The 12073-nt window shown below is 49.7% G+C and carries 10 protein-coding genes; 4 read left to right on the forward strand and 6 right to left on the reverse strand.

Translation table 11 applies throughout. The features are described from left to right. Positions 1 to 171 precede the first annotated feature (171 nt). Positions 172 to 1389 carry a hypothetical protein gene (locus tag CBR65_RS09545; RefSeq protein ID WP_087466635.1) on the forward strand — a complete coding sequence of 406 codons (1218 nt, stop codon included), beginning with the start codon at positions 172 to 174 and terminating at the stop codon, positions 1387 to 1389. An 80-nt stretch (positions 1390 to 1469) separates the two neighbouring features. Here the strand turns inward: CBR65_RS09545 and CBR65_RS09550 are convergent, their stop codons facing one another. Together CBR65_RS09550 and CBR65_RS09555 are read right to left on the reverse strand one after the other, a co-directional pair. Next, positions 1470 to 4004 (reverse strand): RND family transporter, encoded by a 2535-nt coding sequence (locus CBR65_RS09550; protein WP_087466636.1) that lies wholly within the window; start codon positions 4002 to 4004, stop codon positions 1470 to 1472. 102 nt (positions 4005 to 4106) lie between these two features. After that, entirely contained in the window at positions 4107 to 4427 is a 321-nt protein-coding gene (locus CBR65_RS09555) for a SelT/SelW/SelH family protein (protein ID WP_087466637.1), read from the reverse strand. Between the two features lie 93 nt (positions 4428 to 4520). On the opposite strand from CBR65_RS09555, the gene CBR65_RS09560 reads away from it, so the two are divergent. From CBR65_RS09560 to CBR65_RS09570, 3 genes are all read left to right on the forward strand, one after another. Beyond that, positions 4521 to 5354, forward strand: coding sequence for an FHA domain-containing protein (locus tag CBR65_RS09560; RefSeq protein WP_087466638.1), 834 nt, complete (start codon positions 4521 to 4523; stop codon positions 5352 to 5354). A 132-nt stretch (positions 5355 to 5486) separates the two neighbouring features. Further along, on the forward strand, positions 5487 to 6017 hold the full coding sequence (ppa, locus tag CBR65_RS09565; RefSeq protein ID WP_087466639.1) for an inorganic diphosphatase: 531 nt from the start codon (positions 5487 to 5489) through the stop codon (positions 6015 to 6017). A 285-nt stretch (positions 6018 to 6302) separates the two neighbouring features. Then, the gene (locus tag CBR65_RS09570; RefSeq protein WP_087466640.1) at positions 6303 to 7076 is read left to right on the forward strand and encodes a class I SAM-dependent methyltransferase; all 774 of its coding nucleotides are present in this window, start codon (positions 6303 to 6305) and stop codon (positions 7074 to 7076) included. Positions 7077 to 7119: 43 nt separating this feature from the next. Here CBR65_RS09570 and CBR65_RS09575 read toward each other — a convergent pair whose 3' ends face one another. The 4 genes from CBR65_RS09575 to CBR65_RS09590 form a co-directional block, all read right to left on the reverse strand. Continuing rightward, entirely contained in the window at positions 7120 to 8868 is a 1749-nt protein-coding gene (locus CBR65_RS09575; protein ID WP_087466641.1) for an alpha/beta fold hydrolase, read from the reverse strand. A 5-nt stretch (positions 8869 to 8873) separates the two neighbouring features. After that, a complete protein-coding gene (locus tag CBR65_RS09580) occupies positions 8874 to 10511 on the reverse strand; it encodes an HAD family hydrolase (protein ID WP_087466642.1) in 1638 nt (545 codons plus the stop codon). Between the two features lie 28 nt (positions 10512 to 10539). Continuing rightward, positions 10540 to 10779, reverse strand: a complete 240-nt coding sequence (locus CBR65_RS22055; protein WP_157672023.1) for an acyl carrier protein — start codon at positions 10777 to 10779, stop codon at positions 10540 to 10542. Between the two features lie 172 nt (positions 10780 to 10951). Beyond that, a complete protein-coding gene (locus CBR65_RS09590; RefSeq protein WP_087466644.1) occupies positions 10952 to 12046 on the reverse strand; it encodes an acyltransferase in 1095 nt (364 codons plus the stop codon). Positions 12047 to 12073: the final 27 nt, after the last annotated feature.

A 12073-nucleotide genomic window follows, 5' to 3' on the forward strand; every position in this document is an offset into this window, starting at 1 on the left:
ATTTACCGGCAAGCGAGCACGCATGAAATTCGTTGTTAAGACGCAGTCAATCTCCCACCCGCGATTGAACTGAATAATAAAGATGCAGCGCAATTGTTCGGGTAGTTGAAACACAGCGACAACGTTCAAATAAAAAAGCGGTTTCAAAGATAAATATAAGAGGAACACCACATGATCAAGCAAATCTCCCTTGCTGTAATCGTCACCGCATTAATTACCGGTTGCGGCGGCAGTGATAATGACAACGACTCAACAAGTTCGTCCAGCGCACCGGCACCCTCCTCCAGCAGTGTCGCATCCAGTAGCGAGGCCTCCAGCGAAGCACCGTCAAGCGTCGCATCATCCAGCGCACCTGCGTCAAGTGAAGCCTCGTCGAGCGAAAGTTCAGCGGCCTCATCAACGCCTTCCGCCGATTTGAGTTTTGGTTTTGAAGAGGGTATTGAAGGCTGGTTCGTGAATGGTTCGGAGAACCTTATCGTAACCACAGAGTTGGAATTAGCACATGATCAAATTAATTCGGCATTGTCGATCAAACCATTAACCTGGGTTGGTGATAACTACCGGCGTCAAGCGAGAATTGCATTACCTTCCACAACAGACTTTACTGGCGCTACTGTGACCGTCGTCATTGATGTGCCCGAATCATATAAAACCGATGGAACCTTTGTCCTGCAACTGGTAGCTCAAGGATCAGGATATGCCGACTCCTGGAATCCTGTAACAGATTTAGCTGCCGGTGAAAATACAATCGAATGGAGCCCGGCCCCGGAAGACCCAGCTAACGCAACGGGCGTTACCCACTTTGGAATTCAGTTAAGCACCGCTCCAACCGATACCGCCATTCTGGATGCAATTCTGGTAAAAAGTGTGCTGATCGATCTTCCTGAAGAGGGCTCAGCATCAAGCAGCTCTTCTTCAAGCAGCACAGCTGCCAATGTAATTTCCTATACATTTTCAGCGGGCGTGGAAGGTTGGCGCAATGACTATGACAACCCTGTAACAGTCGCACATAACGCAGATGCATCGGCTGTGGAAATTACACCTGATTGGTCGACAACATATCAGAATGTCATTGAAGAAATTGATTCGACTGACTTTACCGGTGCAACAATAGAGTATGTTTATACCGTAACCCAGGCGCAGGTTGATGCAGGCATGCAGGTTCAAGGTTATGTGCAAACTGGTGACCCAGGCTATGCAAGACTTTACGGCGCGATAGAAACACCTGTTGCCGGTGAAAACACGTTAACCTTTATGCCGCAAGATGATGAAAATAATAATATTGAAATCATCCAGCGCATCGGTTTTCAGTTAAACGGCCCAGCAGCAGGAGCAGCAGCGGATGATACGGTTTTACTTAACAGCGTAATAGTTACTCTCGCTCCTTGATCCTTCGTCTCCAAAAAAAATCCCGGCTAACCGCCGGGATTTTTTTATAACAAGTACTTTATTAATTCCCCTCGAAAAAACTACTCCGCACTACGTTGCTCCGGCCCCAACGGCTTCAACAACAAGATCAATTTCGGCAATAAGGTTAACGAACCAAGCACAGCTGCAAACATGGCGAAGGCCGTTAACAAACCAAAATAAATCGACGGAATAAATTCCGACAAGGCCAGAATTGAGAAGCCGACAATAATCGTTGTCGAGGTGTAATACATCGCGCGGCCAATCGATGCATGAGAATTATGCATCGACTCAACATAACTACCCGTCTGCGCAAACTCCTGGCGGAACCGATAGAAATACTGAATCGCCTGATCCACTCCCACACCCACGGTGATGGCAGCAATTGTAATGGTCATCATATCCAGCGGAATACCGGCCAATCCCATCCCGCCCAACACCACACTCGCTGCCAACATATTCGGCAGGATCGCGATGAGTGCAATCTTGAATGAGCGAAAGAGTAACAAAATCATCAACATTATCGACACGAACACCACACCGATGGTGGCGATCTGGGATTGAAACAGGCTTTGCAACATGTTGTTGTATAGCACCAGCATACCAGTGAAATTAACCTGCTCCGGCTTTAATCCAACTTCATCAATTGTGTAAGTACGAATTTTTTCCACCAACTCAGCACGACGTAAGTCCGGCGTCGTTTCTTTAACGCGCAGACTGATGCGCGCCTGTTGATGTTCATCGGAAAGGTAAGGTCTGATCAGAAAATCGGTGATGTCATCGGACAGCATCCGGCGCATGACATTTAATTCAAAATTATTCAAACGACCGCCATTGATATCCTGCGCCAGCTGATAGGTAATCGCCAGCGACTGCACCTTGCCGACTTCCGGCAATGACTCCAGATAGTTGTGCAGCTTTCTGATTTCATCCAGACCATTCAGGGTAAACCAATAACTCTCCGGCGCTTTTTCAGTGGACTCATCCGCGAAAGGGTCATCAGCAAACGGGTCGTCCTCCACTTCCGCTTCAGGGTCGGCAAACGGATCGTCTTCCAGCGTTTCCTCTTCGCTCGCCATCCACGCGGGATCTGCATCCAGGATAATATCGAGGGTCACTGTACCACCCAACTCCTGATCGATAACTTTCATGCCCTGATGAATTTCACTGTCTTCATGGAAGTAATCAATAAAACGATTTTCCACTTGCAGCTGCGTAATACCGAAGACACTTATCAAACCTGCCAATAGCGCAACCAGCAAAACTTTTCCGCCATGAAGCTCCGCGAGACGGGAAAAGCGTAGCGTCATAGCTGCTGATTGGTCGCCGCGATCCCTGGGTTCGCCTTTAGGCAAAATCATTAAACCTGCGGGCAATAACACAAACGATAAAAAGAACGCGACAACTAAACCGATAGTCATCATCCAGCCAAAGTCAATGACCGGACGAATACCGCTCATCAGCAGCGACATAAAAGCCACCATGGTGGTCAGCGCCGAATAGAAACATGGCACCACCATCATGCGGGAGGTCTTCAATACCAGCTCAGCTTGCGTCCAGTCAGGATGTTGCGCATGGAGTTCGCGATACCGTACAACGATATAAATGGTGAACGCCAGGGCGAGGATCAATAGCAAGGCCACAAAGTTGGACGAGATAACAGTTAGCCGCCAGTCGATCCAACTGATCCATCCCAGCATCAACAGAACGGACATGATGCAAGTCACCAAGGGCAAAACGATGTAACGCAACTGGCGAAAAATAAAGGCGAGCATCACCACAATAAATAACAAAATAGCGATACCAAAAATCACCAGATCATTCTTGATGTAGGTGATCATGTCCGAGGTAATCATGCTCACGCCGCCGAGGAACAACTGTGCATCATCACGATATTTATCCATGACCTGCCGCACTGTATCTACCCGCTGGTGATCTTTTGCAGCCTGCGCAGTGCGATAGTCCAAAAATTCCTTGCTGACTTTTTCCAGCTCAATTTGTTCTTCGTCAGTTAAACCTTCCGTGTCACGCTTCCAGCGTAGCGCATCGCGATGGCGCACCATCTCGATGTATTTATTATTCACTTCGAGGTTTAGCAGCAAGGCCGTTGTCTTGCCATCGGGCCCCAGCAGCATGTCGCGATAGATCGGACTGGTCAGAAATTCCTGCTTGGCCTGTTCGCGATCCACACCTTCCGTCAATAATGTGCGTGTCGATTCCTGCTGCTCCGCCAAAGAACGCATGGGGCTGTACAGCAAGGGCACATCAATCATGGAATAAACACTTTCCACCCCTTCAATCTGTGCAAATTCTTCACTCAATTGCTTCAGCAGATTGATGGACTTATCCGTGAACAAGTCTTCGTGCGGAGTAAAGGTCACCACCAAAAAATCGCCGCGCTGGTAGCGTTTACTGATCTCGCGCAGATAATCAATCGAGGTGTCGTGCTCCAGCGTCAAGGAGTCAGCGGAGGCATCCAGTTTAAAATTGGGCAATCCTGCTGCCGCCAGCACGGCGAGAAGAAAGAGGACACTGAGGGTGATAACGGGACGTTTAACAACCAGAACCTGATACAGCGATGACAATCTTTGCAGCATGTGTTGGCCTTATTGAGTTGGGCAAGCGGGCGCAGAAGGCCGCTATTATGAAGCACAGGTGGTTCCTTGCAAACAAAACTCCGCCCTGGATGAGAGGTGACTTCACGAAGAGCGTTTATGACCGTCACTGTGGCCCAGCGACTTATCCGGACATAATTGATCCCGAACGCGTTGTTTAAGTTCCTTGGCTTCCGGAAAGCCACCATCCCGTTGGCGCTCCCACACCAGCACGCCATCGAGCCAGATTTCAAAGACACCACCGGTTCCCGGATGCAAGGCTACTTCATCCAGCTCCCCGTCAAAGGTGCTCAGTAGCTCCTGCGCAAGCCAGGCGGCGCGTAACATCCAGCGGCACAGGTTACAGTAATGAATAACCACCCGATGGGTGGCCTGGGGTGGGGCAGAAAGATTGTCCGACGTCATGATCTCGCTCCGAGTCTATTGCTTTAGTAAAAAGTATCGCTTATATAATGCCTCTACTTCCATCCCTCTCAGGACCTGCGCGCGGACTGCAAGATGCTGAAAATTCATTTCAAGGACAATCGTCATCCCCCGTTATGGGTGGTTGAGAAACTTTATAGCATCGGTAGCGCGGCGGACAATAACCTGGTGTTGGGCGATGAGGGGATAGACGCATTGCATGCGCGCCTGATCAGCAGCGAAAACAAAGTGTTCCTGAAAGACAACAACAGCCAGAGTGGCTGTTTTGTCAATGGCCAGCGCGTCACCCACAAAGAGATCATCCCCGGCGATGTCATTAAACTGGGTGCGGTTGAAATTGAAGTGCTCGACCCGCATCGCGCCGGCGCCCAGCCCTCAAGTCGGGAAGATACCCCGCCGTGGCGCCTGGTATCTGACAGCAGCTGGCTCGCGGGCAAAAGCTTTGAAATCCCCCGCGACCAGTCAGTCATCATCGGACGCGGCACCCAATGTGACATTGTTATTCCCGGCACCCACCTCTCCCGCCGACATGCCGAACTCAGCGTCCAGGGCACCAGCCTGCGGGTTAAAGACCTCAGCTCCGCCAATGGCACCTTTATTAACGAACGCCGTGTTGAAGAATCGGTGGCCTACAGTGGCGATCGCCTGCGCATTGATGTCTACAGCTTTCGGCTCGTGGGGCCGGAGACTGTCGAACATAAGACCCGTATCCGCCCGTCCATCGAAGCATTGACCAAACCGGTGGAAAAGCGGCAAGCCAGCCAGGAGCCCAAGCGCTGGAAAACCCGTCCCACATCACCCGGCAACCGCATCGAACCCACCTACAATGATCCGCGAAAAAGTGGTCTTTGGTGGTTGGTATTGATCGTCATCGTGGTTGCACTAATCGCTACTATCTATTTGATTTAACCCGAATTGCCTATCTGATTTTAACCCACCTTGCGTCTGCCCGGCACGTAAGCTGCCGCACATTGAGCCCCCTCGGGATTGTGTTAGAATCGCGCCCCTGAAATTTCAACACTCAACCAGGTGAGCACACATATGAGCCTTGATCTAGTTCCCTCCGGTAAAAGCCTGCCCGATGACATTTATGTTGTTATCGAAATCCCGATGAACAGCGGAATCAAGTATGAGATTGATAAGGACAGCAATACCCTCTTTGTCGATCGCCTTGTCAGCACTGCCATGTATTACCCCTGCAACTATGGTTACATTCCTCATACCTTGTGCGATGACGGCGATGCGGCCGACGTGTTGGTATTGTTCCCACAGCCGGTCCAGGCGGGTTCAGTGATTCGCTGCCGTCCGATCGGTGTGTTGAAGATGACCGATGAAGCGGGCGGTGATGCCAAGATCCTGGCTGTGCCTCACGATAAGCTCACGACTTTGTATAGCAAGGTGCAATCCACTGATGATTTGCCGCCGGTTGTGTTGTCGCAAATCGAGCATTTCTTTGAGCATTACAAGGATCTGGAGAAAGGCAAGTGGGTGAAGGTGGAAGGCTGGGCTGGTGTTGATGCGGCGCGTCAGGAAATTATGGATGCGGCTGAGCGTTATAAAGCAGCGAAATAAATTGGTTTTTCGATTTACTACACGAAGCGCTTCGGAATCTGTTTGTCATTAGCGCTTGTGTTTCGAAAACGCATAACAAATTGGCAGGATGGCCAATTTGCACAGCGAAGCTGCCCGAAGGGTGAGCCACATGGATGTGGCGAATGAATCCTCCCTGTAGCTCCCTCAAGTCGTCCCTGACTTGAGGGTTTCGAAACACAAGCGCTAACGCCAAACTCGCATTGTGCGAATATTCCAGCTTTCCACTATTTATCAGCAGATATTTCATTCTTCGAGGGATATGACATGATCAAGTTGGGTTCTCTTCTCAGCGTGCTGGCGGTACTGGTGGGCTGTAGCGAAAAGCCGCCGGTGGCTGAGCATGATGCCAATATTTACCAGACCGCTGTTTACTTTAATTCCCTGCGCCCTAAAGAAGACCGACGTGATGATGCTCAGCGCAAGCCGGCGGAGATTCTTGCGTTTGCCGGCGTAGAGCCGGGTATGAAGGTGATTGATCTATTGGGTGGCGGCGGTTGGTATACGGAATTACTGGCGGCGGTCGTCGGCGATGAAGGCCACGTTTATCTGGCCAATACCCCGTTATTTCTGCATTTTACGCAACCGCAAATGGAAGCGCGGTTGTCGAATAATCGTCTGAAAAATGTTACGCGGGTGGATGGTGAGTGGACGCAGATGAACCTGCCGGAAGAGGTTGATCTTATCTGGTTGTCCCTTGCCTACCACGATATCTATGTTAAACGGCCCAATGATCCCAGCTTTGAAGCAGACCGGGATTCTTTTTTTGAACAGATCAAAACTGCATTGAAACCCGGAGGCATGATTCTGGTGATTGATCACGCGGCAACGTCGGGCACGGGGAAAGAGGCAGCGCAGACGCTACACCGGATTGATGAAGAGTTTGCGCGCGCGGATTTTGAAAGCGAGGGTTTTGTGTTTGTTAAATCATTAGATATCTTGCGCAATCCGGCCGACGATTACACCAAGGACATCTGGGCCAAAGACATCATGAACAAAACCGATAAGTTTATTTTTCTGTTTCAGAAGCCAATGCAATAACACCTTAAGGGGAAGGTAACGACGCAACATCTTCCCCTCGGATTCAGGTATAACGTGTAAACTGTTTCACGAATAAATCAATCAGGTAACAGCGACTGGCCCGAGAAGAAAAAGTATGGTCGCCGTCTTTGATGATAGCAATGTGCATCTCACCCTTGGCCACCAGCTGTTTTACCGTGTTACCCGCCTGAGCCATCAGCAAACGATAACCCGGCTCTGTTTCCCCAATCAGCACAGTTACCTTGATTCCCTGTTGATTGATCAGCAATAAATCTTTTTCAAGTTGTGAATGTTGCACAACACCCACCGCTCCCGCCAATCGCTTGCCCAGCTTATGTGACTTTTTTTGCACCAACCGCACACCAAAAGAAAATGCGTTGCGGAGTTTTTGCGGATTGGTAAATAACGAGATCCATTTGCGCAGGCTGCGTACATTGCCACTGTAATGCGCTGCATCGGCTTCATGCTGACTGTCCTCAGGGGCCAATAAAGAATCACCCTGCTTCCAGTAAAACGCCAAGGGGTTAATCAAAATAATTTCGCGCACGCCCAGTGACTGCCGATGCAGGACGGCCTGAAAACTGTTGTGGGCGCCGGAACATAAACCGCTGAGAACAACGTTGTGGTAGTTGGTACTCTCGCGCAGGAATGCGAGGGTGGACGTCACATCTTCGGCTGCCGTCAGGGCGTAGGGATTGTGGCTATCCGGTGTAATGTCCTGTGCGCTATCGCCAAGGTTACTCAAATCCAGACGCACCGAGCTGAATCCATCGCTCGCCAGACGACGACAGATATCAACGTACAAACGATTGGGGCCGACATGGTGCCCGGAACCGCCGTTGATAAAAAGCAACAAGGGCTTTGTGTAATCTGGTGTAGTCGGCTCCGTCATAACACCGAACATAGGACGTTCGGTGTTGATGGATAATGCACGCTCGCAAAAATTCTGGCCGGCTATCTCGCTGCCCGCATGATCGAAAATCACATGCTCCTGCTCCTCCACAAAGGTGGTTTGCAGCCAGGCCAATATCGCTGCAATGTTATCTTCAGGTACCTGGGTAATTTCCGATTGCTTCATCATCCGTTCAAGCCCGGATAAATTCTGCTGCGTCACCACAACACCTTGCGCAGCCAGTGCCTGCTGTAATTTTTTAGTGGGTGGTTGCGCGGCATTATTGATGATCAATACCTGCTGCAGGCCCTTGGCTTGCAACGCCAACACATCAATAGCCTCCAGGCGGGCTTGGGTCGCGGGATAGAGAGGATAGCCGCCAGCTTCGATATATTCGGCAGCAACAGTTTGCATATGCAACATCGAATCGATAATTTGCAGGTCGCGCACAAAGGCTGAACCTTTCAGATAGGGATACCAAAAGACTGCGCCTTTTACCGGGTGAGCGGCCATAAACTCACTGGCCAACAACGCACCGGAACGCAGGCTGAGAATAATAATATCGGTGATATTCAATGCATCCTGAAAAAAGCGTTTGGCAGCGACCAATGTTTCCTGCCAACCATCAGCGATTGCGTCATCCGCCAGATCGTGAGATGAGTTGCCCATGCCTAACGGATCATACCGCAAGCTGACAAAACCTTGAGCTGCCAGCTCATCGGCCAAATACCGAATGGATCGATGACTGTGCATGTATTCCGGCCCAACCGGGCCGACGATGAGTATACCGACGCGCTTAATCGTAGAACGCCGTGGCTGATGCAGCCATGCAAAGCACTGCTCACCCGCAGTCCCCTGCAACCAAAACGCCTGACGGTGAATATCGGAACGGATTGCCATTAATATTATTCCTGCGTTACCAGCGTAAACCATGACATAGCGACTTGTTGCCGCTGTGCAAAGTCTTGCCGTGGTGTCGTGGCCAGCTCATCATCCAAAGTAAATTGTTCTGCCGCCAGAAATTGCTGCACGGGTGTGTTGCGTTCCGTTTTGAGGTAACGCATAGAGATAAACTCTTTTCGCAGAACTTGCGCAGCTAACCAACCCAGGAATGCCTGTTCAACCTTGCGTTGCATCACACGGCAGGACATCACCATCGACAACAGCATTTCATCCCGATCAATCAGGCAGGCAATAATTTCCCCGTGATCGCCATGCTTATCTTTTAAATGGGCCGTCAGCAAACGACCACCACGCGCCAACACGTCTTTTACTTCTGTGTCTGTGTAACGTATACCATTGAGGTTGAATTGGTTGGTTTTATTGATTAACTGGATTGCCCGTTCCTGCTGTGCCGTGGTGCGATCAAAAACATGCAGTACCATATCCAGTTCGCGCAAAAAACTTTCCAGATTTACCTCTGCGGATGCAACAGGCACCATACCCGCAAGACGGGTTCGGTATAACAGGGTACGTTGTTTATCTTCATCGGTTAAGGTCGCCGTGGAAAATAACTGTTCCAGTTGCGCCACCGTTTCCACCAGGCCATCAACTTTGGCAGGAAAAGTGACGCAGGTGACTGTCGGTAACGCCTGGGCAACCGCCGCAATCTCCACTGGGTTATCGTCTACAAACACACAAGCATCCAACCCCACATTGAGCTGGGCAACCAATGCGCTAATCTGCGCGGCTTTACTTTCATAGCTCGCCAGCACAGTAACAAAATCTTCTTCACGCAATACCGAGTTCGTTCGCTGAAACGGTGCGAGTGCCAGATCAGGATCATTCTTGCTCACGGCGGCCAATAGCACGCCCTGATGTTTTAATTTGCGCAGCAGTGTTTGATAGATAAAATGTGGATACCCCTCACCTTCAGGTTTATCTTTGATACCATCGATACCATCTTCACCAATCACACCACCCCACATAACATTGTCGAGGTCTGTCACTAACACTTTCCTTGGCTGGCACACCAAGCCTTGCAAGTCACGACAGATTATTTCCGCCAGGTCACCACATTGGTTGCTCGCAAGAGGCACACCGAAATTCAAATAGCTGTTAAGCGAAAAAGCATCGGCGGGCAGGATACTGGCATCGAGCTGCATCGCCAGTGCCAGCAGGTTTTTTTCCAGCCGACGATTATCCGTCGCATTGGCGTAAAGCGGCGGAATGGGAGCCTGAATATAAAAAAAGTGCGCATTCCGCTGCTGAAATAAAGCATTCATTTTTTCCAATTGCTGCGCCGTACCTTCAAAGGATGGCGAGGCTTCATTAATACCGGAGCGCCAGTCAAGCGAAGGCAAGAAATCCCAGGGGAAAAGCAAAAAGCATTCATCAACCTCCGTTTCTTGTGGTGTTAACAGGTATTGATGCAGCGTATTGAAAGGAATAGTGCCTATCTGGCAATCCACCCCACGTTGCGCATACTCGGCGCAGATAAATAAGCACAGGTTCTCTGGTTGGCCCGACATCACCAACGTCAGCTTCTGCTTTTTATCGGAGGTAAATCCTTTTAACAGGCTGTGGGCTTGCAGGAATTTCATGGCAACTCCGGTTGTTGATTCGAACGTATCAGCTGAGTTTTTCTTCGAGGAGCTTCACGCAGGTTTCAAAGGAGGTAATTTGCATAGCTTCCACCAGTTCAAGCTGCACATCAAACTCACCTTCAATACCCGCCACCAGCGAGACCTGTGCCATGGAGTCCCATTTGGGTGTATTGTCCTGGCTAACCTTTTCTACACTTGCATCCTCAGGTAGTTGTAAGACGAAGCGAAAAATATCTTTCAGGCTTTCAAGCATGGTTTCTGTCATGTCTGCGTTTCTCGTTTTAGCGATTAAATAGAATGCCAGCGTTGGAAATTGGGTGGCAGCTTCTGAGACACGCCGTAAACCCTTCCCTGGGGGCTCGACAGCGGCATCCATGCCGCTGACGGTCTCAGAAGCTGCCACCCAATTCCCCGAACATCATCGCGTGATTAAGATATTAATTATTTGCGATTGCGGTTGCTTCAGGTTCGGAGCGAATCAGCAATTTGGTTAAAAGCGCTCGTAGACTTTTTGCCATCCGTTTATCCACTGCCACATAAATGATAAACGCTAATGCAAGGGCAAGGATTGTTAATCCTAATAGCAATAAATAAGCATTGATTACCGGCGCTAACAGATCTATCAGATAGCGGCCAAACATATGATGCGTCAGATATAAGGGATAACTCAGCCCACCCAGCAATACAATCGTCGAGGAGGTTTTGATATTTAGTCGCCCGATTGAAATCAAAAACATAAACACATAAAAGCTCAGGATGATGCCCATACAAATCCACTGGTCAGCAGTATGCTGCACCTCAATAAATTGCCCGACCATAGCGGGTACGTGGTACAGGCTTAGCAACACGCACAAAGCAAGCATGAACCAGTGAAACAAACGGTAGCCTTGCTGGCCGCCCAGATAAAATATGCAGCCAGCGATAAAATACGCTGAGTAGGCCGGCGGCAAAAACCAGGGCATAAAGAAAGGCTGTTTGAACAACGCATAACAAATCGTTAGTGCCATCCATGCGGCCAGCCACCAGTGGACCCGTTGCACAACACCACACAAAATCAACAGGAACACACAGCCATAAAATTGCAACTCCATATGCAAGGTCCAGAATACCGGATCAATATCGCTGATACGTGCATAGTCATTCAGCAGGGTCAGGTTAGCGAAGAAGTCCACCAGACTCATGTTGAAATATGGACCGTGAAATAAAAATAAAATTGCCGTGGTAAAGAGAACCGCCGCCCATAACGTCGGATACAAGCGTGTGCCACGGGAGATAGCAAACTCCAGTGCGCTGCGATTTAACGCCGAGGCGAGGATCACGAAGCCGCTGATCAGAAAAAATAATTCCACGCCCAGAAACCAATACTTGGTCACCGGATACAAATCCGGATAAACCTCCATGGGTGCGAGTAATCGTTTGCGCCCTTCCATCACATCGGCTGCTCCGAGAGCGGTGTAATGAAACACCATCACCATAAATGCAGCAACAAAACGAACCAGGTCAATCAGGTGGTAACGGTGTCTCTCACTCATAAACTGTTCTACGTCAATTAAATAAAA

It is taken from the genome of Cellvibrio sp. PSBB006 (genome assembly GCF_002162135.1).
Taxonomy (GTDB): Bacteria; Pseudomonadota; Gammaproteobacteria; order Pseudomonadales; family Cellvibrionaceae; genus Cellvibrio.

Bases quoted from the DNA above. Each gene is read 5' to 3' on its own strand.
- CBR65_RS09560 (WP_087466638.1), top strand. From the start codon at position 4,521: ATGCTGAAAATTCATTTCAAGGACAATCGTCATCCCCCGTTATGGGTG.
- CBR65_RS09575 (WP_087466641.1), bottom strand. From the start codon at position 8,868: ATGGCAATCCGTTCCGATATTCACCGTCAGGCGTTTTGGTTGCAGGGG.
- CBR65_RS09545 (WP_087466635.1), top strand. From the start codon at position 172: ATGATCAAGCAAATCTCCCTTGCTGTAATCGTCACCGCATTAATTACC.
- CBR65_RS09590 (WP_087466644.1), bottom strand. From the start codon at position 12,046: ATGAGTGAGAGACACCGTTACCACCTGATTGACCTGGTTCGTTTTGTT.
- ppa (WP_087466639.1), top strand. From the start codon at position 5,487: ATGAGCCTTGATCTAGTTCCCTCCGGTAAAAGCCTGCCCGATGACATT.
- CBR65_RS09580 (WP_087466642.1), bottom strand. From the start codon at position 10,511: ATGAAATTCCTGCAAGCCCACAGCCTGTTAAAAGGATTTACCTCCGAT.
- CBR65_RS09555 (WP_087466637.1), bottom strand. From the start codon at position 4,427: ATGACGTCGGACAATCTTTCTGCCCCACCCCAGGCCACCCATCGGGTG.
- CBR65_RS09570 (WP_087466640.1), top strand. From the start codon at position 6,303: ATGATCAAGTTGGGTTCTCTTCTCAGCGTGCTGGCGGTACTGGTGGGC.
- CBR65_RS22055 (WP_157672023.1), bottom strand. From the start codon at position 10,779: ATGACAGAAACCATGCTTGAAAGCCTGAAAGATATTTTTCGCTTCGTC.
- CBR65_RS09550 (WP_087466636.1), bottom strand. From the start codon at position 4,004: ATGCTGCAAAGATTGTCATCGCTGTATCAGGTTCTGGTTGTTAAACGT.